The 21,260-nt window shown below is 53.5% G+C and carries 23 protein-coding genes; 9 read left to right on the forward strand and 14 right to left on the reverse strand.

Annotation, left to right across the window (positions count from 1 at the left end):
- Positions 1-14 precede the first annotated feature (14 nt).
- A complete protein-coding gene (locus tag IXB28_RS06735; RefSeq protein ID WP_215617757.1) occupies positions 15-263 on the forward strand; it encodes a MoaD/ThiS family protein in 249 nt (82 codons plus the stop codon).
- A 101-nt stretch (positions 264-364) separates the two neighbouring features.
- Here the strand turns inward: IXB28_RS06735 and IXB28_RS06740 are convergent, their stop codons facing one another.
- From IXB28_RS06740 to IXB28_RS06750, 3 genes are all read right to left on the reverse strand, one after another.
- Entirely contained in the window at positions 365-730 is a 366-nt protein-coding gene (locus IXB28_RS06740) for a DUF2237 family protein (protein ID WP_215617758.1), read from the reverse strand.
- A 150-nt stretch (positions 731-880) separates the two neighbouring features.
- Complete coding sequence (locus tag IXB28_RS06745) at positions 881-1,768, reverse strand: hypothetical protein (protein ID WP_215617759.1); 888 nt, start codon at positions 1,766-1,768, stop codon at positions 881-883.
- 28 nt (positions 1,769-1,796) lie between these two features.
- Positions 1,797-2,321, reverse strand: coding sequence for a hypothetical protein (locus IXB28_RS06750; protein WP_215617760.1), 525 nt, complete (start codon positions 2,319-2,321; stop codon positions 1,797-1,799).
- A gap of 796 nt (positions 2,322-3,117) precedes the next feature.
- On the opposite strand from IXB28_RS06750, the gene IXB28_RS06755 reads away from it, so the two are divergent.
- Both IXB28_RS06755 and mltA read left to right on the forward strand, forming a co-directional pair.
- Positions 3,118-3,372 carry a hypothetical protein gene (locus IXB28_RS06755; RefSeq protein WP_215617761.1) on the forward strand — a complete coding sequence of 85 codons (255 nt, stop codon included), beginning with the start codon at positions 3,118-3,120 and terminating at the stop codon, positions 3,370-3,372.
- A 2-nt stretch (positions 3,373-3,374) separates the two neighbouring features.
- Positions 3,375-4,538 carry a murein transglycosylase A gene (mltA, locus tag IXB28_RS06760; protein WP_246559642.1) on the forward strand — a complete coding sequence of 388 codons (1,164 nt, stop codon included), beginning with the start codon at positions 3,375-3,377 and terminating at the stop codon, positions 4,536-4,538.
- On the opposite strand, the gene IXB28_RS06765 is transcribed toward mltA, so the two are convergent.
- Together IXB28_RS06765 and IXB28_RS06770 are read right to left on the reverse strand one after the other, a co-directional pair.
- Entirely contained in the window at positions 4,495-5,331 is an 837-nt protein-coding gene (locus IXB28_RS06765; protein ID WP_215617762.1) for a P-loop NTPase family protein, read from the reverse strand. The two genes, mltA and IXB28_RS06765, sit on opposite strands and share 44 nt — an antisense overlap.
- Positions 5,332-5,540: 209 nt before the next feature.
- Entirely contained in the window at positions 5,541-5,687 is a 147-nt protein-coding gene (locus IXB28_RS06770; RefSeq protein ID WP_215617763.1) for a hypothetical protein, read from the reverse strand.
- A gap of 55 nt (positions 5,688-5,742) precedes the next feature.
- Between IXB28_RS06770 and IXB28_RS06775 the strand changes: the two genes are divergently transcribed.
- Positions 5,743-7,515 carry an ABC transporter ATP-binding protein gene (locus IXB28_RS06775; RefSeq protein WP_215617764.1) on the forward strand — a complete coding sequence of 591 codons (1,773 nt, stop codon included), beginning with the start codon at positions 5,743-5,745 and terminating at the stop codon, positions 7,513-7,515.
- 275 nt (positions 7,516-7,790) lie between these two features.
- Entirely contained in the window at positions 7,791-8,735 is a 945-nt protein-coding gene (locus IXB28_RS06780; protein WP_215617765.1) for a hypothetical protein, read from the forward strand.
- Here IXB28_RS06780 and IXB28_RS06785 read toward each other — a convergent pair.
- On the reverse strand, positions 8,732-9,160 hold the full coding sequence (locus IXB28_RS06785) for a CoA-binding protein (protein WP_215617766.1): 429 nt from the start codon (positions 9,158-9,160) through the stop codon (positions 8,732-8,734). The genes IXB28_RS06780 and IXB28_RS06785 overlap by 4 nt on opposite strands.
- A gap of 25 nt (positions 9,161-9,185) precedes the next feature.
- On the opposite strand from IXB28_RS06785, the gene IXB28_RS06790 reads away from it, so the two are divergent.
- Positions 9,186-9,626 carry a secondary thiamine-phosphate synthase enzyme YjbQ gene (locus tag IXB28_RS06790; protein ID WP_215617767.1) on the forward strand — a complete coding sequence of 147 codons (441 nt, stop codon included), beginning with the start codon at positions 9,186-9,188 and terminating at the stop codon, positions 9,624-9,626.
- Here IXB28_RS06790 and IXB28_RS06795 read toward each other — a convergent pair whose 3' ends face one another.
- The 6 genes from IXB28_RS06795 to IXB28_RS06820 all read right to left on the reverse strand — a co-directional run bounded on the left by IXB28_RS06795 (position 9,627) and on the right by IXB28_RS06820 (position 15,684).
- Positions 9,627-10,436 carry a Uma2 family endonuclease gene (locus IXB28_RS06795; protein WP_215617768.1) on the reverse strand — a complete coding sequence of 270 codons (810 nt, stop codon included), beginning with the start codon at positions 10,434-10,436 and terminating at the stop codon, positions 9,627-9,629.
- Positions 10,437-10,539: 103 nt separating this feature from the next.
- Entirely contained in the window at positions 10,540-12,561 is a 2,022-nt protein-coding gene (locus IXB28_RS06800; protein ID WP_215617769.1) for an NACHT domain-containing protein, read from the reverse strand.
- A 78-nt stretch (positions 12,562-12,639) separates the two neighbouring features.
- Positions 12,640-13,935: a glycosyltransferase gene (locus IXB28_RS06805; protein ID WP_215617770.1), complete on the reverse strand. Its 1,296-nt coding sequence runs from the start codon at positions 13,933-13,935 to the stop codon at positions 12,640-12,642.
- A 73-nt stretch (positions 13,936-14,008) separates the two neighbouring features.
- A complete protein-coding gene (locus tag IXB28_RS06810; protein ID WP_407659178.1) occupies positions 14,009-14,710 on the reverse strand; it encodes a hypothetical protein in 702 nt (233 codons plus the stop codon).
- A 223-nt stretch (positions 14,711-14,933) separates the two neighbouring features.
- Complete coding sequence (locus IXB28_RS06815) at positions 14,934-15,278, reverse strand: cupin domain-containing protein (RefSeq protein ID WP_215617772.1); 345 nt, start codon at positions 15,276-15,278, stop codon at positions 14,934-14,936.
- Between the two features lie 19 nt (positions 15,279-15,297).
- Positions 15,298-15,684 carry a DUF1823 family protein gene (locus IXB28_RS06820; RefSeq protein WP_215617773.1) on the reverse strand — a complete coding sequence of 129 codons (387 nt, stop codon included), beginning with the start codon at positions 15,682-15,684 and terminating at the stop codon, positions 15,298-15,300.
- Between the two features lie 78 nt (positions 15,685-15,762).
- On the opposite strand from IXB28_RS06820, the gene IXB28_RS06825 reads away from it, so the two are divergent.
- From IXB28_RS06825 to IXB28_RS06835, 3 genes are all read left to right on the forward strand, one after another.
- Positions 15,763-16,638, forward strand: a complete 876-nt coding sequence (locus IXB28_RS06825; RefSeq protein ID WP_215617774.1) for a biotin--[acetyl-CoA-carboxylase] ligase — start codon at positions 15,763-15,765, stop codon at positions 16,636-16,638.
- Between the two features lie 111 nt (positions 16,639-16,749).
- Positions 16,750-18,309, forward strand: coding sequence for a M23 family metallopeptidase (locus tag IXB28_RS06830; RefSeq protein WP_246559643.1), 1,560 nt, complete (start codon positions 16,750-16,752; stop codon positions 18,307-18,309).
- Positions 18,310-18,391: 82 nt separating this feature from the next.
- Positions 18,392-18,820, forward strand: coding sequence for an acyl-CoA thioesterase (locus tag IXB28_RS06835; protein ID WP_215617775.1), 429 nt, complete (start codon positions 18,392-18,394; stop codon positions 18,818-18,820).
- Here IXB28_RS06835 and IXB28_RS06840 read toward each other — a convergent pair.
- Together IXB28_RS06840 and IXB28_RS06845 are read right to left on the reverse strand one after the other, a co-directional pair.
- Complete coding sequence (locus tag IXB28_RS06840) at positions 18,741-20,135, reverse strand: AMP-binding protein (protein WP_215617776.1); 1,395 nt, start codon at positions 20,133-20,135, stop codon at positions 18,741-18,743. The genes IXB28_RS06835 and IXB28_RS06840 overlap by 80 nt on opposite strands.
- A complete protein-coding gene (locus IXB28_RS06845) occupies positions 20,117-21,100 on the reverse strand; it encodes an o-succinylbenzoate synthase (protein ID WP_215617777.1) in 984 nt (327 codons plus the stop codon). Before IXB28_RS06845 ends, IXB28_RS06840 begins: the two co-directional genes overlap by 19 nt.
- Positions 21,101-21,260 lie beyond the last annotated feature (160 nt).

Raw genomic sequence — 21,260 nt, forward strand, 5'->3', positions numbered from 1 at the left:
TTACAGTCACGGGCATGATTTCGATTAAATTGAAGTTGTTTGCAGCTTATCAAGAGGCGTTGGGACAGCCCGAGGTGAGCTTGTCGTTACCCGAGGGCACCACGGTAAAGGAACTGTGCGATCGCATCTGCAATCAATATCCTGACTTGAAGCAATGGCAAAACCTGACCCGATTTGGCATTAACCTACAGTTTGTCGAGGCCGATACCTCACTACAGGATGGCGATGAAGTTGTGCTTATTCCGCCCGTGAGTGGTGGCTAGGGTACCACTGCGAATTCCAAAGGCGGTGGGGCTATGCGCTCTCCAAACACCACCGCCTATTCCCCACCGCCTGGTCTTCGCCTAGGCCTTATTTTGTGCGGTTATTCGATGGCATATTTCTGAAGAATGTCCAGGGACACTATTTTCAACGTCGATTCATGGGTTGCCCCTAGAACAACGTTTGGCGCAACGCCCGCCTCGTGGGCTTCTTTCCAGCGAGCTGCGCAGAGGCACCAACGGTCGCCTGGTTTGAGTCCAGGAAACTGATACATGGGAATGGGCGTACTCAGGTCATTGCCCTGGGCTTTGGTATAGGTTAAAAACTCTTCTGTCATTTCTGCACAGACCACATGGGAGCCTAAATCATTCGGTCCCGTATTGCAGGTGCCATCCCGATAAAATCCTGTCATTGGACTGGTGCAGCATGTTTGTAGATTGTCGCCGAGAACGTTTTTAATAATTGCCATGGGGAGTAGTCCCTGAAAGAGTGAGATTGTACGTAAACAACTTGAGCCAGTGTGCGGTGTGATAACAACCATTGAAAAAGCTAGAAGCATTCCCTAGCTTCTAGCTTTTAGGTTTAGGATGGCGGATAAAACACCCTATTGTTGAACTGTCTAGATTTCGGCAACAGCTCGCTCCACCAATCGTCGGGAGAGAGTTTGGATGCCTGTGTGTTCGTAGTAGTTGGTGGAAATGTCTAGAAACGCGCCAAAATAATCCATTTTGTCGTCGGCCACGTCCACAAAGGTTTTGAGATTAGACACCACACTTTGGGGCGTAATCCCCTTAGATTCCACAAAATCGCCCATCCAACCCTTAACCGACTCAAAGCTAGCCCCAATAAAGGTGAGCTGATCCCCCGTTTTACCACCGGGGACAGCGTCCTTGATCGCCTTAAAGGCAGGATTGCTGTCTAGATCCTTGGGGGTTAAATTGCCCAGGACGGTTTCAGTTTGCTTAATAAAGTTGGGGCCTAGGGGCACTAAACCATCGAAGCAAACCAGGGCCGCCATGCGGATGAGCGATTCGCCGCCGTAGTCGCCCAGGGCTTTAACAAAGTCCCCCACACTATCGCCGGGGATGCCGTTGACTTTGCAAAAGGCGACAATTTCTGTCACCAGCTTCATACATAAATCAATGGTTTGGGCTTTTTCTGGTTTGGGGGTGAGGCGATTGACAATGGACAGAAACGGCACATTCTCAGTCACCTTGCCAGCTAATGCGGCCTGCCCCAAGGCCCGACCGGTAGAATCAATGGTTTGATAGAGCCACAGGGCCCGCTGATATCCTTCGGATTTATCGTTGTACAGCTGAATTGCCCGAGCTCCGATCTGCTCAATCAGAGCGGCATCACTTTCTCCGGTGACCTGACGGATCGTATTCTCGAACCCTACGATATTTTCCCATTCTCCAGGGACCACTTTGTCGAGGGAGCGCAGGGCAAAAACCGTTAGATTTTTTTGCGGTAGTTCGTTAACAAGCTCGTAAATTGACTTGCTCATGGTGATTTCCTCGTTAGCACCGACGGGATTAATTGACGAGTTTGGCAAGACCTGCCAAATCAAACTTTTCTAGCCAAGCTTCACGGTCAGTTGCCGTAAAAGCGTCATCCCGAGAGAGGACCTTGACCTGTAAACGATCGGCCACCAATAGACTAGTCGCGGTTTTCCCAACTTCGGCTAGGGGGTAGCCCGCCAGGGAGCGCTCACTGTTTTGATACTTGTTTGTGGCGCTAGGGTTGGAGATGGTGTCAGATACGGACATCATGGCTAGGGTGTTGCCATCTTGCTTGAGCTTGGCTTCAGCAAATCCGTCTTTTTCTTGGGTGTAAACCCGTTCGTACCCATTGGCATTGGGGAAAAACTTATTAAATGCACTGCCATTGATGACAGCGTCTTTATCGACATCAACGGCCGGTGTTTGTTCTTCAATTTGCTCCCATCTAGCATTGTCGCTAGGTTGGGACGCTTTTAGCTGGGTGAGTTGGCAACCGCCCACCGCTAGTAAACCGACGAGTAGCAGAGCGCCGATGGCTATGGAAACTTTACGCAACATGGGATAACAAGCGTGCTTCTAGACAACAGGGTAGAAACCGTAGTGGTTGCCCAACCTGGGCAGAGTGAATGCAACAGGGGTAAACCGTAGTGGTTGCCCAACCTGGGCAGAGTGAATGTAACAGGGGTAAACCCTTATTGGTTGCCCAACCTGAGCAGAGTGAATGTAACAGGGGTAAACCCTTATTGGTTGGCCCACTCGGGCAAAGGGAGTGTTGATTCTGTTCTCTGACTTGCTGGGAAGATGGACAATGGAGCAGGGGGGTGTTGCACAAGTGCGATGTAGAAATACGTCGCAAAAATACGTAGACCATCTGCAACCGGTAGAAGTGTAGCGTTATCCTGTGGGCGCAAATAATGTTGGCCGTGAGTTTGTAAGTATTTTTATTGTTTTTTGGTTTCAGTTCAGGAAAATGGCGTAGCTTTCCGCGGCTTTTCTACGCTGTTTGGTCGAACGTCCAGGTGTTGAGTACCCCATCGCTTTTGAGGGGGATGCCCGCTGCTTTTGTGGCTTTTTAAGCCTGTTTCGTCCTGGGTGGTGTAGGCCACTTTGGTGGTGAGGCCACTTTGGTGGTGAGGCCACTTGGGTGGTGAGGCCACTTGGGTGATGTAGGCCAACTTTTTTGGCGTGGTCTAGGGGGCAGCTTGGCAAACTTGACCGTCCACTGCCCATACCTTGGTTTCTGGCCGGTGGGGCGGGGGATGCCCTATGGAATTGAAGAAAAGCATTAACTTGATGCTACTTTTTGCCGGTTGGAGGGCCATAATAGGTCGGTGATTCAAATCGGCTAACGGATATGCCCAGGAAACCTAGCGAATTTATTGTTCACATGCTTTTTGATGGTGGCCATCATGAGGAAGTGAGTTTTTCATCGATTCAAGATTTTCAAAAGTGGTATAGCAATGAGCTGATGCCTAAGGCGTCTTCGGAGGACTTTATTAAGGTGCCCCTGCCGGAAGTTAATCCTGGTGAGTATATGGTGATTCGTCCTTCTCGGCTGATTGCCATTCGGGTAGAACCTCAGTTTAGCTCTAGCGTAGAGCGGTTCTAGCGATGGGTGGTGCGGGTCCTAAGCGATGGCGGCGGCGCGGTTTGCTGGCAGCCTGGATGACGTTGTGGTCTTTGCCAGCACTGGCGTCTCCCCTAGATTTGGTCAATTGCCATGTGGAGTTTGTGGATCCTGTTTGTCTGGGGTATGACGCCCAGTTTGGTCAAGGACGACAGGCGTTGTTGCGGGCCATTGACCATAGCCTGGACTATTTGGGGACAGACGCGGCTGCCATGGCCTATGAAGGATATCCCTTGGCGGGGATAACGCGGGACCGGGTCCGACGAAGTTTAGTGCGATTTCGTCAGCTAGTGGCCACTAGCCATTCGGCGCAGCAGCTACAAACTGCGGTGAATCAAGAGTTTGATTTTTATCGGTCGGTGGGCAGTGATGGCGCTGGCCATGTCGATTTTACGGGCTATTTTGAGCCCACCTATCGGGCCAGTGCGGTGCCGACGGCGGAGTATCGATATCCTCTCTATCGTCGCCCTGGGGATTTGGAGACTTGGGCCATGCCCCACCCTACCCGGGCAGAGTTGGAGGGGACGGACGGATTGCAGAGCGCTGGCGGACCGCTGGCGGGTTTGGAGCTGGTGTGGCTGCGCGATCGCATGGAGGCATTTTTGGTCCAAGTGCAGGGGTCGGCCCGGCTGCAGCTAACCGACGGGTCTGTGATGTCCGTGGGCTATGCCGGACGCACCGAATATGCCTACACCAGCATTGGCCGCGCCCTGATTGACGACGGCATTATTGCCGAGGCGGATCTATCGCTGCCGGTGCTGCTGGAGTATTTTGAGCAAAATCCAGAGGCCCTGGACAGCTATTTGCCCCGCAACGACCGATTTGTATTTTTTAAGGCGACCGGCGACTCCCCCCCCATTGGCAACCTCAATGTGCCGGTGACCCCAGGGCGCTCCATTGCCACGGATAAGACCCTGATGCCACCGGGGGCATTGGCGTTGATTTCCTTAGACTTACCCATGGTGACCGCAGCCGATACCTGGCAGCCGGTGGCGGTGAATCGCTATGTCTTGGATCAGGACACGGGCGGTGCCATCCAGGGGCCGGGGCGGGTGGATATTTTTGTGGGCACGGGGGCCCAGGCCGGACAGCAGGCCGGTTTGATCAATACGAGCGGGCAGCTATATTACCTGCTGCTGCGCCAGTAGGCGTGCCGGTCGGCGTGCCTACTGGCATGTCGGTTCGGCGGGCAGAGGGGCGAACGGTTCGGCGGGGTCTGGCTGCTGAAATCGGGGTGGGTACCTGGATCGCTATGCTGCGATCGCACACCCTGGCCCGCAAATGGGCCTGGTCAAACCGGCCAATGAAACAGGTGCCCTTGGTTTTGCGATAGTCGATTAGCTCCAGTAGCCGCATTTGGTTCGTGGGATCCAACTGACTAATGGGTAGGCCAATGACAATGATGCTGTAGTCCACGGCAAAGGTGCTAGCCAGGTTGACCTGGTGGAGTTCATCCAGGGAAAGGTCTTTGGGGGACTTGTGCCAGAGGCTGCGGGGGAGGCTCACCCAGTCCAACACATGTCGACTTTCCGCATCCGCCTCACTGCGGGACATCCCCAGGGCCAGAAACTTATTCAGAACACAGTCTAGAACCGTCGGTTGGGACCTGAGAATTTCGCAGGGTTGGAGATAGCCAATGGTTTGGGCATGGACCTGGTTCATCTGCCGTTGGGACAGCTGTAGCATGTTCAACCATCGCTCTTGGTGCTGGATCCAAATCTCCCCCGCTTCAATTTGGGTGCGACCCATCAGGGTATCTAACAGTAGCTGGCTGGCCCAGGGCACATAGCTTTTTAGGTGGATACACTCACCCCCTTGCATACTGAAAGAAATATCTTCAAGACCCGAAAAAAGACGTTTATTCGTCTGGTTAGAAGCTTTATATAGTCGTTCTACCTGTAGTTTGATGTTGTTATAACGGACTGAAAAAGGAATTTCCATTATCTATAAATAGGGTTTAGCAATGTATGGAGCGAGAATTTGTAGCCGCCATACAAGCGGGTACCGGTAGATACTCCACGATTGGTAGATGACCCAATGGAAATGTCAGTGAATATGAGTGAAATAGAGGTTTCTTAGCAGTTTAAGTAGTTAACGTATCTAGGATAATTTGAATAATGTGCTAGTGGCTCCGGCAACTATGCGTAATATTACGGTTGTGTGTAGTCTAACCAGGAAGAGTCGATTTCACAGGGGGGCACCTGGGCACTTCGTGAAGACTTTACGTTTTGCTGCCGGTGTTGGCCGATGGGCAACGGTGGATTTAGGCTGGGTTCTCCGTCACAGTTTTCAGCCATAGTTCACAATGTAGGGATTGCCGAATGGCTTTACTGTCTTTACCTTTCAGGGGCTATGACCTACCCACTCCGTCGTTTATTGACCTATGGCCGCCGCTATCGCCGCCGCATCTGGCTAGCAAGTTCCGCCTCGATTTTGAATAAGCTGTTTGATTTAGCCCCCCCGGCTTTGATTGGTCTGGCGGTGGATGTGGTGGTAAAACAGCAGGATTCGCTGATGGCCAACTGGGGGGTGGCCACCATTCGTGGTCAGTTTCTATGGCTGTCGCTGATCACCATGGTCATTTGGGCGTTGGAGTCGATTTTTGAGTATGCCTACAACTGGCTGTGGCGGAATTTAGCCCAATCGATTCAGCACGATTTGCGGTTGGATGCCTACAGTCACCTGCAGTCCCTAGAGCTTGCTTTTTTTGAAGAGCGCAGTTCCGGGGGGCTAATGTCCATCCTCAACGACGACATTAACCAGTTGGAGCGATTTCTCGACCGGGGCGCTAATGAAGTGCTCCAGGTGAGCACCACCGTATTGATTATTAGTGGGGCCTTTTTTTGGATGGCCCCCAAGGTGGCCTGGATGGCCATGCTGCCCATGCCCTTGATTGTGTGGGGTGCGATCGCATTCCAAAAATATCTGGCACCCCGCTATGCCGACGTGCGAGAACGGGTGGGGTTGCTCAATGGACGGTTGGCCAACAACCTCACCGGCATTGCCACCATCAAAAGCTACACCGCCGAAGACTACGAAACCCAGCGGGTGGCCCAGGACAGTGAGGCCTATCGCCAGAGCAACCGTCGCGCCATTGCCTGGAGTGGGGCCTTTATTCCCCTGATTCGCATTTTGATTTTGTTTGGTTTCACCGCCACCCTGCTCTACGGCGGTTTAGAAGCGGTGGCGGGGAACCTGCCCGTGGGCACCTACAGCGTGCTGGTGTTTCTGACCCAGCGGCTCCTGTGGCCCCTCACCCGCCTGGGGGAAACCCTGGATCAATATCGTCGCGCCATGGCCTCCATTAACCGGGTGATGGATTTGCTTGATACCCCCGTCGCCATTCGCACCGGAGACTATCGCCTGCCCGTGAGCAATGTGCGCGGGGATATTACCTTCAAAGATGTCACCTTTGCCTATCGCGATCGCGCCCCCGTGGTGGAACACCTCACCCTAAAGGTGCCCGCTGGCAAAACCACCGCCATTGTGGGGGCCACCGGCTCTGGCAAAAGCACCCTGGTGAAGCTGTTGTTGCGATTTTACGAAATTAGCAACGGCGAGATTATCCTCGATGGCCACGACCTGCGCACCTTGCACCTGGACGACCTGCGCCAGGCCATTGGTTTGGTGAGTCAGGATGTGTTCTTATTCCATGGCACCGTGGGAGAAAATATTGCCTACGGTAGCTTTAGTGCTACAAACGGGGACATTGAGCGGGCCGCCAAGCTGGCAGAAGCCCATGACTTTATCCAGCTGCTGCCCCAGGGGTACGACACCATTGTGGGGGAACGGGGACAAAAGCTCTCCGGTGGTCAGCGTCAGCGGTTGGCCATTGCCCGGGCGCTGTTGAAAGATCCGCCGATTTTGATTTTGGATGAGGCCACCTCTGCGGTGGATAACGACACCGAAGCGGCCATTCAACGGTCATTGGAGAAGATTACGTGCGATCGCACCACCATCGCCATTGCCCATCGCCTGTCCACCGTGCGCAACGCCCACTGCATTTACGTCATGGACCAGGGCCAATTAGCAGAATGGGGCACCCACGAAGAACTCTTATCTCGTCGGGGCATCTATGCCAACCTATGGAGTGTTCAAATGGGAGAACGTCGAGTGGCCCTGTAACAAAAGCTACCCAGCTTTATCAATGGCCTGTGCGTATGTTTAGCGAATCTATAAACTTCAAACCGGCCAAAAGAAACTCCGGACATCCTTAGCCAAGTTGGGAGATTGAACCAGGGATAGCGGTTTTCACGACTTTAGTCATCGGTGTTTTTCCTTGGTTTCTCCTAGCTTAGGGCTTGTTAAAAATAAAAATCATGGCCTTGCACATTTAGCCCATGACTTAACAAGCTTGTCAGGCTTAAACCACGCAGTAGTTTCTTGACAGCTCCTTAGCTATGACAAATAGCGCAACACAATTTATACCGGTTTCAAAACTGTCTGCGGGCACTCGACGCTGGCAGCAAACCATATCCGGCGTAACGGCAGTTACCCTCGGCTTTCAAGGGACAGTGGCCAATGCTACAGATGTGCCCTTGGCCAGCGTTCCAGCGGATAGCGCCACAGATATCTTTGTGGATCGAGGCTTTATTGAGCCGGTGCCGGCTGTTGTCGTGCCAGAGGGAGCAGCCTCTGTTCAACAGCCTCGCTTTTCCCCATTGGGGACTGTTCCCGAAGAGACTATCCCAGTCGAAGCCCCCCCTCCTGATGACAGCATCCGTCTTTTCCCCATCAGGCATACCGGGGGTTCCCAAATCCTGGAGAGGGCAAGATTCAAAGCCCCCAACGGTGGAGGTTTGGGCGCCTGGATGTCTAGTAGCTTTCTATTGAAAAATGACCTGCAATTGCGGTCCAACCAACCACAGCCCGCCGTAAGTCTCTCGGTGGAGCTCCTAAAACACCATCGACGGGAGCTGCATCGACGTTCTAATGCCGTAGAATCCCAGCTGCTCAATGTGCAGCAGCTACTGTCCATGCCCTCCTATGGCAACAGTTTTGCCGATCGGTTGTTGACAGAAGACGAATTTTACCAAAGCAAGCTGCGCAAACTACAAACCCTAGAAGCAGAAATCCACACCGCCATAGAACAACAGGATAAAATCCTGCTAGAGCAGCTACAGCATCGTTTGCAACGCATGGACGAAGACCTGCGCACCCTGGCCCAAACCCGCTTGCAGCAACATATAGAACAAGCCCAGGGGACGTCCGTTTCAGGACTGTGGCAGGAGCCCATGTACCATTCTTCGTTGCAGTGGCTGATGGATCATACCCATGAGCGCCATGCCCTAAAGGCGCGGCAGCAAACCCTGGCCCAAACCATCGTGGCCATGGCCGTGGATTAGATTTGATGTCGTTGCCATTCGATTTTGATGCAGGCATCCATCACCACTTGCCAACCTGTTGCCATCGCCTTTTGGGCAACGGCTTCGTCGTAAATATCTAGCTGGGTCCAGAGACACTTGCCGGTCGCCATGGTGTCTAAGGAGAGAATTTCGTCTAAGATGCCAGGCAGAAATTCGCTACGGCGAAACACATTTACCACATCAATGGGGCCAGGCACATCGGCTAGCGTTGCGTAGCAGGGCTGACCGTCGATTTCCTTGGCGGCGGGATGCACCGGGTAGACTACATAGCCCTGCTGCCGCATAAACTTAGCCACCTGGTAGCTGGGGCGCTGGGGTTTAGGCGAGTGACCCACAACGGCGATATACTTCGTGGTGGCCAGAACGCTCTGGATCACGGCTGGGTCTTGGTAGGGGGTGTTCATGGTATGTCCCGTCAGGAAGGCAACTATGCAGCTTGTTTCCCACTATCTAACATTTGACACTGCTGAGGCGATTGATATTGTCGATATTACGGCGGATATCCAGCGGCAGGTGGAGGCGGTTGGGGTGAGCCAGGGCCATGTGGTGGTGTTTTCGTGCCATACCACCACGGCGCTGACGGTAAATGAAGCGGAAGAACGGCTGCTGGTGGATATTAAAGCTTATTTGCGCAAGCTGGCCCCACCGGAGGATCGGTATTTGCATAATGACCTGCACCTGCGGGAGGTGCCCCCGGACGAGCCGATAAATGCGCACTCCCACTTGATGGCGATGACCTTGGGCAATAGCGAGACGGTGCCGATTGTGGATGGGAAGCTGGCGCTGGGGACCTATCAGTCGGTGATGTTGGTGGATTTGGATGGGCCGAGAAAGGGACGGAAGGTGTTGGTGCAGATTTGTGGTGTGTAGCTAAACCCCATTGGGGTCAATGCCTAGCTCCCTTAGCTTTTCTGCTAATCGATCTGCCTGAGCCTGGGCCTGCTCCACCTGAGCCTGGGCCTGCTCCACCTGAGCCTGGGCCTGCTCCACCTGAGCCTGGGCCTGCTCCACCTGAGCCTGAGCTTGGTCCGCCTGGGTCTGAGCCTGTTTTGCCTTGGCCTCGGCTTGTTGTGCTAGTTCTTCTGGCGTTGGCAATCGAGTGCCATCCTGGGCATACCAATAGAGCCATTCCCGTTCTCGGCCCAGATAGGTTCCCCGTTCTCGGCCTAGGGCTAGACCGATTTCAGGCAGCCAGACGGGATTGCCTTCTAGGCGCTGATAGCTGCCGTCAATTAAGGCATACACTTCCAGGGGCTGACGCTTGCGCCGGGGTTTGGGCAGGTAAACGGCGTAGTAACGAATGCCTAAATCGGCGTAGATTGCTTTTTTGCGTTCGTATTCGCCACCGTAGGTTTTGGAGACGACTTCTAAGGCCAGGGTGGGGGCAATGTTGTCTTCTTCCCAAAAGACATAGCTTAGCCGCCCGTCTTCGCCGATAAAGCGTTCCACACCCAGGCTAAGGAATCCGTCTGGGACGATGGCTGGTTTGGCTGGGTCGTAGTAGATGCCCATATCTACGCCGAAAAACCAGTCGAGGCGATGGGGCCACACCATGGCTAGGATGGCTTCGAGCAGGTTGGGGATTAGGTTCTGTAGCTCGTTATCTACAGGTGTGTCGTCTGAGTCGGGTAGCTCAGCTGAGGAGGGGAGGCATTGTTTGGGATCGAAGTGTAAAACCATGGGGAGCCTGGGGATTTGCCTTGGCTATTGCTATTTTAGCGTCACGATATGGGTTGCTTTGTTTGCGTAATGATTCGCTGGGGATTTTGGAGCTACGCACGACTCATCGCTTCTGCGCAAGTAGCGCCTGCTGCTCTGGCGTCATCTGCGCAAAGTGCTGCCTAAGCAGATCGTGGATAAAACGATAGCGTCCACCCGTTCTTTGAATAAATCGATGTTTAACGGCATGCTCCAGGAACTGTGCGTAGTTCCAGGGGGTGGCACCGTTTATCGTCAAAACTATGCGTAGGATGCAATGTTGGATAGCGCCCATCAGACCGCTACTCAGACCGAAAATCAGACCGAAAATCAGACCGCCACTCAGACCGAAAATCAGACCGACTCTCAGACCGAAAATCAGACCGACAATCAGACCGCTAATCAGAACGACACTCAGACCATTTTGAAGACTTTTCTTAATGCCTTGATTCGGTACTTGTTTTTGCTTGATAGCCTCGTCACTCAGACCGAAAATCAGACCGAAAATCAGACCGACAATCAGACCGACAATCAGACCGACAATCAGACCGACAATCAGACCGAAAATCAGACCGACAATCAGACTTTTACGGAGAGACCACTTTAGCTGTTCTTGTAACTTTATTTCACTTAGACCGCTACTCAGACCGACAATCAGACCGCCACTCAGACCGCCACTCAGACCGAAAATCAGACCGACAATCAGACCGACAATCAGACCGAAACTCAGACCGAAAATCAGACCGAAAATCAGCCTGTAAGCTCGCTCCTGTTGCTTGGATGACAACCAGTCGGGTTGCAAGTTTTCAATTAAAAATTCAGTGTCGTTTCTTTTTTTTAGTTGCTGGGCAAGCCATGTCAAATAATGCAGTGTCTGTTTGGGTGTCTTGGCATTCCCCGGTTTATAGGCCCCCTGGTAACTGGGCTCGTGTAGTTGCTTTTGAATATAGGCATTAAACAGTGCCTCCCTGTCTCGAATTGGCTCACCTTGATAGGCGACAACCAACATAGTGAGGAATAACGGCGATTCAGCCAGTTTCAAAAGGTCGGCATTAGACTGAATGTCATCCCATAGCTGCTCCTGACCTAAGTCCTCTAAATAGTGTTGAATCTGCTGCGAGCCTACCGCCTGTAGGTAGATCGCGCCATTCAGTTGTTTAAGCTGCTGCTTGCCTTGTTCATATTCCTCCCTACGACAGCAGACGATTGCTGACAGCGCCGGATGCTGCGACAAGAACTCTTCTAGCGCTTCAATACAAGCTACCTGGTTACTCTGCCCAAGTTCGTCCAGACCGTCTAATAAAGGTAAAAATTCATTCTGCTGTATCCATTGCTGTGCAGTACTTTCAGCACGCTTATTAGATACACCATAGGACTGCTGTAGCTGCTGTCCAAACCAGGTCAATATCGAGGTTCCAGGCGTCCAGCTTGAGAGTTCAAAGAGTATAGGAATGGGATGATCGCTATCATCAATCGCAGCATCTACCAGCCGCTGTGTGACCGTCAGCAATTCAGTGGTTTTCCCGGCTCCCGGCTCGCCTAAAATCAGTAAGCGTCCTCCAATATCATTACGACGGAAGATGTTATAGGTTTTCTCAGCTGGTTCGACCTGCTTAATGGCTTGATTATCTTTAAATATCGCTAGTCCTCTTTTAACCAGCTTGCGCAAAGCAGACGGTGATCGCTTTGACTTAGGTGTCTTGGCTAACTTTTCTTTTCTTGGCCGCCCAACCTGATAGCGCTGCTCTTCTTGCTCCAAATCGACCCTAACCCAATTGTGGAGCGAATCATCAAGACGCTGCGCCACATTGGTTTTCATCTGCTCTAATAGCTTTTGTCGTAGAATCGATAGCTCTTGCTCAGATAGTTCAGCCTGGCCAAAGTACTTACGAAAGAAACTAAAAATTTTGTCCAGGTTGCCCGTCAGTTTAGCGACAGCGGCAACCGCTAGGGTAATGACTGCAAATACCGCCAGCCCCAAGTCTAGACCTGGAATATGCTGATTTAACCACGCTATCAGCTGCTCGGTCTTATCAGGGTCTTTTGGCAGCGGCTGAGCCGCCTGCGCTAGCAGACCACCCAGGGCAGCATTAACCTCTTGTAGCATTCCGTCCACCGCCCACACCACCAGAATAAAGCCCTACTCATCGTCGATAGAAACGATGAGATTCTCTCAATATATAAGCTAACCACATGTGCCCAAAAACCTATCAATAGATTTTACAGCTCGCCCCACACCATCTTCCCCATTCACATCCCCCGACAACACCTTCGCCCGTTTTACCATCTCCTCAGACCCCACCACTTGCCCTATCGCCATAGCCAACCGCTCCGCCGATAACACCTTTGCCGCAATTGGCTCAGCCGCCATCCCCAACTCATACAGCCGCTCACCCCACGCAGGCTGGTCCCCAAAAAACGGCACCGGTACTACCGGCACCCCCGCCCGAATACTCGCCGCCGCCGTCCCCGCACCACAGTGATGAACAACAGCATTCATCCTCGGAAACAACCACCGATAGGGAGCCTGATTCTCCAAATAAATATCCGAATTTTGTGCAAACAGTTCGCTACCCTGATCGTCGTTCCAGCCAGGAATAAACACACACCTCACCTGAGCCTTACCAATCGCCTCAGAAATCAGCTCATAGGTTTCCGCCGGTTTACCAATGGGCATACTGCCAAACCCTAAGGAAATCACGGGTCGCTGATCCCGGTTAATAAAGTCAACTAAGGACTGGGGTGGTTCATACTGCCGGTCATCATCCAGAAAACAATAGCCCACCGTTTCCACCTGGTACTGGGCATTTTCCCAATCGGGGGGCGATGGTACTACACACTCACTGTATTGATTCAAAATCAACACCATTTTGGCCACTTCTGGGTCGTAGCGTTGCACAATTGGTCGATTTTTTAGGCCGATGGACTGTCTGAAACTATTGATGGTTTTGCGATCGCTCAGCCGCTTTAACATCGACACCAACGAATAGCTGGCACCATTGGCCCATTTTTTGACAGGATTAAGGGTAAGGTCCACCCCTTTACCAAACTGAAGAATCGGAAAATAGACCGTGCGCTGCAGCGGAAAATAGCTAGCAACGATGATGGGCAGACCCAGCCTTTCCGTAATATTTGACGCCCACATGCTCAGTGGACCAACAATCACCGCCCTAGCACCCTCGGCTGCTGCTAACGTTTGCTCTAGCTGCCGGGTACGTTCTTTCTTGATTTGTGGCGGTTCGTCCCACGGGGGCACTTCCCCTTTGATAACTTTAATCCCTGCGGGAGATTGGAGAAACTTACGATAGTCTCCCGCGATGGGAAAAAAGGGTAGATCTAAGTCTTCTGCCAGGGAGCGAAAATTTTCATGGCTGATAAAGCGGATACTATAGCCAGCCTTTTGCAATCCTTTTGCGATCGCAGCCAGGGGTCTAATATCGCCAGTAGACCCTACGGCCACAACCGCAAAATCAAATTTCATCCTACATTCACCTAAAGGGACAGCATAGCGGTTAGCCCAGACCTTGTCTGTGGCCGTAGGACTACGTTGGCAATCAGTCGCCAATAAAACAATAAAACAACCCGTCGCCGCCTGTCCCTTGCAATGCTTCCTGGCTGCAGCCGGCAGTGCCATGGGCCGAATTCCACGACAACATATGCCAGTCTTCGCTCAGGCCAACCCGGTCGTGATGGCCCACAATGGCAGACCCTTCCCCATCACTAGTCCACGCACTGCAGGTCGTATCGCCCCCAGCGGTGGAATACATGCCGTTTGGATCAGACCCGGTTAAAATATCGTGGCGATTTGGCTGATCTCCGCGACCATTAACAAGATTGCCATTCTCGTCTAACCCTGTTGCTTTACCAACAAAATTGTTGCTGGAATGTAGCGCGTTAACATCGTTGGCAATGAGAGCTCCCTTGGCATTGTGCCAGGGGCCGTTGCCGATGCGATCGCGGGCATTTACCCCAGGAATCACCACGGGGCTACCGCTCGATCGATCTACCTTGGGGCTAACGCTTAAATAAGCGCGCCAATTAGTCGCTTTAGAACCAGCCGCTGCAGCAAGTTTGGCACAGTGGCCATCAGCACCCGCCAACCCGCCCAGGTTGCCTCCATTTCCAGGACCGGCACTGGTGATAAAGAACGACATGTCGGGCTGCTGTGCCTGTACCGCTAGGCTAAAAACGAAGCCCAGCAGTGCCGTACTTACGAGTAAGGCTATGACCCTTACCTTTTTGGTAATGTAATGCATCTTAGGAAAATCTTCTGTGACGTCATGAATTGCCAAGGTGCATCTTAGTCTAAGGTTTTACATTATGGAGTTTTCTCCATAACCCATTAAAAAAGAATATTCCGATGGCAGTGAAGGGGCTAGCAGAGTGTGTGCACCGCAATCGGACCTTAGAACAAAGTGGGATGGTTGCCAGGGAGGGGCTGCGGCGTTCGGACTGCTGAAGGAATACCGCAGAAATTATTTAGGAACTGAGCGGATCGTCCGAGTGCAGGGTCTGCCCAGGGGTGAAATACATAAACTTGGCCCCTTGGGGCGCACCGGGCTTGTGCCAGATGCCCTTGGGTACAACAAATGTGGAACCCGCCTTGGCAACAAACTGTTGTGGTGTTTCTCCAGCCAAGAGTGTGATTTCAAACTCTCCTTCAATAATGTAAAACCATTCGTCCGTGTCCGGGTGCATTTCCCACACAGGAGATACCCCTGTGATGCTGCAGGCACCAACATGGCTACCGTTAAATGGCACGATATCAAGAAAAGAACCGTCGGCATGGGCCGCGAGTTCAGCCGTAACGTTTTTTATATCCATAATGAATTCACGACATACCCTATACGGAATTGTCTTTTAGCAACCCCTGCATCTGCATGTGGCTCAACAACCAGTTGGCCATGGTGGCCCGTCGCGTTAGCCGGGGCACTAGCTGGTCAATGCTGTAGCCCTTAAACCCCAGATGGTTTTTCAGTAGCTGCTTATTCTCTTTTGGAATGGATCGGGTCAGCTTTACGGTGGCCGGACGACTTTCAATAAAGTTGGGCGGCTCAGGATACTTTTCTTGTATAGCCTCTATTACATTAGAGGCATCCCACTGCTGGGTGGCACCATCGTAGCGATAGCCCAGGTAGTGCCACACCAGTTGATTGACAATATCGTCTTCGAGTTCTTCGTTGAGGATGGCCCAAACGGTGGCTTCGGTAAGGGGGGGCAGGTCAGTCATAATCAGTGCAATTTAATCAGCCCTAGGATAGCAAGCCATTGGTAAGATCGATGCCTAGCTGAAATCGGGGAAAAGATTGTGGCAGAACCACTGCCATTGGATGGGTTTAATCGAGCGGGCATTTATCGGGCACTGGCGTCATTATCCGTGCCAGACAATCCGCCATTTCTAACGTCGCTGCGGCCTCGGTTTGATCTCCATATATACGACCAGGTGGCATCCACCAACGAAACGCTGTGGCAAATGGCGGATGCACGCTCAGGGACGGTTGCGATCGCGCGTACCCAAACCGCAGGCAAAGGCCAGCGGGGCAAACAATGGATGTCCCAACCGGGCGGCATTTATCTATCGCTAATGTTAGAACCAGACTGGCCCGCCCAACGCGCCGGGCAACTGACCATGGCCAGTGCCTGGGGCATTGCCAGCCAGTTTCAGCACCTTGGGGTATCCGCCCAAATCAAGTGGCCCAACGACATTGTTGTTACAGGTCGAAAGCTGGGGGGCATTTTGAGTGAAAGCAAACTGGATCATGAAGTTATTACCCGAACGGTTATTGGGGTAGGTATCAATGTCTACAACTCAGTACCCACCACCGGTATCAACTGGAAAACCCTTATAAACTCTGAGTCTCAGGACGCTGCCGACACGCTTTGTCAGGTCGCTGCCGCTGTGTTGATGGGTATTTGGCGTGGCATTTTTTACAGAAACCACACAGATAACGAAACTTTTACAGATGTTTATCAAAGTCTACTGACCCATATGAATCGGCCTGTAGTTCTGGAAGGGAAGACCTGGAAAATAACCGGCGTTACAGAATTGGGACACTTAATTCTAAATTCTTCGTCACAGGATTCAGCGTTGATCGATGGGCCAGTTGAGCAATTGGTCTATATCAAATCAGGTGAGTTGTCTCTTGGGTATTCTCAGTTTGAGTCAGATATCAACTGTGATTAATCATCGCGTTAGCCGCAGATTACTTGGTCTGAACTCTTATTGTGTCTTCCTTTATTTTAAATTTCTCACTATTTAACTAGCTCGTCACTCCAACTTTCTATTAATCCTCCTATGGCTGACTATTGCCCCTCATCCTCGGCTTCTCCTAAACCCCATAAGTCCCGTGATGTTTCCCGTAAGCCTACTACTAGGGTCATTATTTCCCATAGGCAAAATGGACAGCTGTGGAAAAAAATAGGCTTGATGGGGTCAGTGGCCGTCATCGGTGGACAGCCATTACTGGCTCAGATGGACTCCGCGACCGCTGGCGATGTCGCCGCTCTATCCTCTGTGGCCGATACCGCCCCTGAGGTAGCTTTGCCGGTGGTGCCACCCAGCGTAGAAGCTGAGCCAATTGCGCCCCCCGTCATCATGGCCCCCGAGGCTGGAGGGCCTGCTTTTTCCAATACGCCTGCGGCACTGCCCCAGGTAGAGGCAATTACGTCCCAGGTGGAAGTTGTCACACCCATTGGCGGTGCTGAGCAGTGGGAAGCAACGCCCGTGGAAACGTTGCCTGAAATCGCGCCGGAAGCAGTATTTTTAGAAACTCCGCTGGAAGAGACGTTTTCAGCGGAAGGCGAGCTGGCAGAAACCCCCGTACCTATTGATGTGGTTCCTGCCGCTGAGGCCCCGACAGTAGATATTGTGCGCCCCAGTGATGTCGTCCCGAGCGCCATTCCAACGGCTGAGGCCCTCGCCGCTGACTTTGGTGGGGTATTTGTGGATCCCACCGACTATGCCGTCGGCTCCACCCCTGCCGTGGAAGGCGATGAAGCCGGGCCTGAGGTATTTATTTCAGAGCGTTCCACCGGTTGCGAATATACGGTGGATTCCAATAGCCTGGGCCATGCCTGTGGGCCAATTGCCCAGAATGAATCTGAGGAAGATGCGCCTAAAAGTCTGATTCCCGGTGTGAACCGTGCCGGCGGCAGCATTAACATCGGCCCCGTTAGCATTAGTCGGTCTGGCATTCGCTTTACCGGCAGTGTGGCAACGGTGGCTAGCCGTGAATACTACAACACAGTGGCAAAACCGCTGGTAGATTTACAGGCGGGCGAGTCCTTTGTCTTTCCTTTAGCATCGGCTTCACCGATTACGTCCCTGTTTGGCTGGCGCTGGCACCCCATCCACAACGACTATCGTTTCCACGGTGGTACTGACCTGGGGGCTCCCATGGGCACGCCGATTCTGGCCACAAAGTCTGGTCAGGTGGCCATTGCCGATAATCTCGGCGGCTATGGTCTGACGGTGGTGCTGCGCCACAGTGAAAATACGCTGGAAAGCCGCTATGCCCACATGTCTCACATTTTAGTCCAGCCCGGTGAATGGGTAGAGCAGGGCGATGTGATTGGTCTGGTGGGTTCCACCGGCAACTCCACCGGCCCCCACCTGCACTTTGAGCTACACCAGCTAACGGGTCAGGGTTGGGTCGCGGTCAGCCCCAACGAAGTGCTGAGCTACGCCCTGGCTAATTTGAATGAGCGGTCTAGCGGTAACCCCCTAGCGGCGCTCAATATTATCCCCAAGGCCCAGGCAACTCCCGCCAAAGCGGCACTACCCAAGGCCGTGAAGACTGAAACCTTGGTGAAGGATGCGCCCAACTTCCGTCCTGCCCAGCCTAATGCACAATAGGTTTAGGAGTTCGAAGGTCAGTGACGCAACCGGTCCAATACACTGGTAATCAGTCGTTTTGAACTTTTGCCGGGGACCCGCAATGGCCCATATATACTCCTATCGCCGGACCATTCGTTTCCATGAAACGGATGGGGCTGGGGTGGTGTACTTTGCCAATGTGTTGACCCTCTGCCACGAAGCCTACGAAGCGGCGTTGGGGGCGACGGGCATCGACCTGCGCCGGTTTTTTGGTGGGGGTTCGTTGGCGGTGCCGGTGGTCCATGGGGAGGTGGATTTTCGTCGCCCCTTGCACTGTGGCGATGAGGTTGCGATCGCCCTCGCACCACAACCCATAGATGGGAGCACCTTTGAAATTCGCTACACCCTCAGCAATGGGGACCAGAAAACCGTAGCCACTGCCCTCACCCGCCACGTGTGCATAGACAGCGCTAGCCGCCAGCGCCACGCCCTGGACGATCAACTGCAGCAGTGGATTCGTGCAGCAAAGCCACCATCTGTTGCCGATTGACCTTGCCCTGGGGGTTGCGCGGGATACGGTCCACCGAGTGCCAATACTTTGGATGTTTGTAGCCACTTAGCAGCGGTTTTAGGGCTATTTTGAGGGCTTTGGGGGTGGCGGGCTGTGGCCCAGACTTAGACACATAAACCACTGCCACTGCCTGGCCCCACAGCTGATCGGCCAGGCCGCCCACCCACACATCGGTGACCAGCCCCGTGGCCAGCAGCGCCGCTTCTACTTCAGCTGGGAAAACATTTTCGCCACCGGTAATAATTTTTTGGCTGTTGCGGCCCACCACATGGAGATGCCCCTGGGTATCTAAATAGCCCAGGTCGTCTGGGTAGAACCATTGGTTTTCAATGGCTATGGGGTTATGGGGCCAGTAGCCCAGACCCAGGGACGGTGTGCGGAGGGCAATGCGCCCCACGGTCCCCGCCGGTTGGACCTCCGGGGTGTCTAAACCATGGATGGCCAGTTGTACGTGGGGAAGTGGGGGGCCATTGCTGCGCACCCCTTGGTAAAAATCCTGGGGCGGCAGGGTGGCCACCTGGGCGGCGGTTTCGCTCATGCCATAGGTGAGGGCAATGGGTAATGTCTTTGCCTGGGCCAGCAGGTGGGGCCAAGCGGGGGCACCCCCTAGCAAAACCCCGTGAAACTGCTGCAGCCAATGGCCCGCATCGGCATTGAGCAGCCGCTGGAGCTGGGTGGGTACCAGGGAAATAAACCAGCTTTTGTCTGGGGCGACCAGCCGCGTTCCGGCTGCTAATTGTTTGAAGGGCTGAATCATCAGCCGACCGCCGCAGAGCCACACCCGTAGGGCCTGCATCAAACCGCTGACGTGGTGCAGTGGCAGCACACAGTAGCTGTTGACGCGGGTGAGGCCAAAATGGTCTAAAAAGCCCTGGGCGGCGGCGCTGAGGGTGGCCCAGGTGTGGACCACAAATTTGATGTGGCCAGAGCTGCCGCCGGTGGCGATTAAAATTTGTCCGGGCTGCGGCCGTGGATTGTGGGCCGCAAGCTTTACCGGGGGCCCTTGGCCTAGCACAATGTCTGGCGAAATCTGGGGGGCAACCTGTTGCCATTCTTGCTGTTGCCAGCTGGGGTTGGCCAAAATAATGGCGGCATTGGCCAGTAAGCCACTCCATAAATGGGCCAGGAATGCCTCGGGCTGGGGTTCGTTGATCAGAATGACGGAGTTGGGGGGAATGGCCTGGACCTGGCTGCACCAGGGGGCGGTGAGGGTGCCCCAGATTTCGTGGGGAGATTGCCCCGCAGCTGAGAAATCGCTGGGTTCTTGCCCGTGGGCTAGTCTAGCTGCTGCCATAGCTGTGGCCAGTCGGTTTGGCTGAGGCCATCGTTGGGAAACCACTGCTGGGTGCCGAGGCCCAGGGCGCGGTGGGGAATGTCGGGATAGACCATGGCCAGGTCAATGGCCAGACGAATCAGGGCCTGACGCCCCACGGCGGTTTCGAAGACGGAGGAAATCACCACGTCGATGGGGTACTTGTGGTAAAAATGCTGCAGCCGGTGGGGGGAGCCCATGATGGATGCTTTGATCACATAGATGCCGTCCCAGCCTCGGTGGAAATGGGCCTTGAGCTGCTCTAGGCTGGCGATGGATTCGTCTAGGGCAATGGGGGTGCGATAGCGGTAGCTCAGCCGCATTAATGTGTCAAAGGCGTTGGGGGGCAGGGGCTGTTCTAGAAACTCGATGCGCTGGCCGTTGCGATCGCACCAGTCTAGCCACTGCCTGGCCGCGAGTTCATTCAAGCCACCGTTGGCATCTAGCCGCAGCTTAGCGCCAAAGGGCAACTGCCCCAGGAGCTGCTCTAGCCAATCCATTTCCGCGGCTACAGAATCCACCCCAATTTTGCACTTAAAAATTCGGTGGCCCTTTTTCCAGAACTGTTGCCAGTTATCTAATGCCTCTTGCCCCCGGGGCAGCAGCACACCACATTGGGCATTGGGCAGATCAATGGGGCTGAGCCTGCGTTCTAGGTTGGCAAATACGGACTCTAGGCCAAACTGGCAGGCCGGTAAGGTGGGCAAAAGGGAGGGCACCGCCTGATCCGATAGCTGGGACGGTAGCTGTTGACAAAACGCCAGGGCCTGGTCAAAGGTTTCAGAGCCAAACCAGGGCAGCGGTGCCACCTCGCCATAGCCGCTGTGGCCGTTTTCGTCCGTGAGCTTAAGAATCAGCCCCTGTCTTACCTGCCATTCGCCATGGTGAGTGCGTACTGGCTGTCGAAACCGACGTTGGTAAGGGCGAAACTCAAACCGATAGGCCATGGGGTAAAACTCGAATGCTGGAGGAAGAGAAAGGCTAAGACCTGCCTATCTGAGAGAGATGCTTGAGTAGTCGGTGGGCAATCAATCATACCGAAGCCCAGGGGCACCCTGATGGGCGAATATTCAACTGATATTAGCTAAGGGATTATAGCAATGCCAC

It is taken from the genome of Leptothoe kymatousa TAU-MAC 1615 (genome assembly GCF_018739865.1).
In the GTDB taxonomy this organism is placed as follows: Bacteria; Cyanobacteriota; Cyanobacteriia; order Phormidesmidales; family Phormidesmidaceae; genus Leptothoe; species Leptothoe kymatousa.

Bases quoted from the DNA above. Each gene is read 5' to 3' on its own strand.
- IXB28_RS06735 (WP_215617757.1), top strand. From the start codon at position 15: ATGATTTCGATTAAATTGAAGTTGTTTGCAGCTTATCAAGAGGCGTTG.
- IXB28_RS06740 (WP_215617758.1), bottom strand. From the start codon at position 730: ATGGCAATTATTAAAAACGTTCTCGGCGACAATCTACAAACATGCTGC.
- IXB28_RS06745 (WP_215617759.1), bottom strand. From the start codon at position 1,768: ATGAGCAAGTCAATTTACGAGCTTGTTAACGAACTACCGCAAAAAAAT.
- IXB28_RS06750 (WP_215617760.1), bottom strand. From the start codon at position 2,321: ATGTTGCGTAAAGTTTCCATAGCCATCGGCGCTCTGCTACTCGTCGGT.
- IXB28_RS06755 (WP_215617761.1), top strand. From the start codon at position 3,118: ATGCCCAGGAAACCTAGCGAATTTATTGTTCACATGCTTTTTGATGGT.
- mltA (WP_246559642.1), top strand. From the start codon at position 3,375: ATGGGTGGTGCGGGTCCTAAGCGATGGCGGCGGCGCGGTTTGCTGGCA.
- IXB28_RS06765 (WP_215617762.1), bottom strand. From the start codon at position 5,331: ATGGAAATTCCTTTTTCAGTCCGTTATAACAACATCAAACTACAGGTA.
- IXB28_RS06770 (WP_215617763.1), bottom strand. From the start codon at position 5,687: ATGGCTGAAAACTGTGACGGAGAACCCAGCCTAAATCCACCGTTGCCC.
- IXB28_RS06775 (WP_215617764.1), top strand. From the start codon at position 5,743: ATGACCTACCCACTCCGTCGTTTATTGACCTATGGCCGCCGCTATCGC.
- IXB28_RS06780 (WP_215617765.1), top strand. From the start codon at position 7,791: ATGACAAATAGCGCAACACAATTTATACCGGTTTCAAAACTGTCTGCG.
- IXB28_RS06785 (WP_215617766.1), bottom strand. From the start codon at position 9,160: ATGAACACCCCCTACCAAGACCCAGCCGTGATCCAGAGCGTTCTGGCC.
- IXB28_RS06790 (WP_215617767.1), top strand. From the start codon at position 9,186: ATGCAGCTTGTTTCCCACTATCTAACATTTGACACTGCTGAGGCGATT.
- IXB28_RS06795 (WP_215617768.1), bottom strand. From the start codon at position 10,436: ATGGTTTTACACTTCGATCCCAAACAATGCCTCCCCTCCTCAGCTGAG.
- IXB28_RS06800 (WP_215617769.1), bottom strand. From the start codon at position 12,561: ATGCTACAAGAGGTTAATGCTGCCCTGGGTGGTCTGCTAGCGCAGGCG.
- IXB28_RS06805 (WP_215617770.1), bottom strand. From the start codon at position 13,935: ATGAAATTTGATTTTGCGGTTGTGGCCGTAGGGTCTACTGGCGATATT.
- IXB28_RS06810 (WP_407659178.1), bottom strand. From the start codon at position 14,710: ATGCATTACATTACCAAAAAGGTAAGGGTCATAGCCTTACTCGTAAGT.
- IXB28_RS06815 (WP_215617772.1), bottom strand. From the start codon at position 15,278: ATGGATATAAAAAACGTTACGGCTGAACTCGCGGCCCATGCCGACGGT.
- IXB28_RS06820 (WP_215617773.1), bottom strand. From the start codon at position 15,684: ATGACTGACCTGCCCCCCCTTACCGAAGCCACCGTTTGGGCCATCCTC.
- IXB28_RS06830 (WP_246559643.1), top strand. From the start codon at position 16,750: ATGGCTGACTATTGCCCCTCATCCTCGGCTTCTCCTAAACCCCATAAG.
- IXB28_RS06835 (WP_215617775.1), top strand. From the start codon at position 18,392: ATGGCCCATATATACTCCTATCGCCGGACCATTCGTTTCCATGAAACG.
- IXB28_RS06840 (WP_215617776.1), bottom strand. From the start codon at position 20,135: ATGGCAGCAGCTAGACTAGCCCACGGGCAAGAACCCAGCGATTTCTCA.
- IXB28_RS06845 (WP_215617777.1), bottom strand. From the start codon at position 21,100: ATGGCCTATCGGTTTGAGTTTCGCCCTTACCAACGTCGGTTTCGACAG.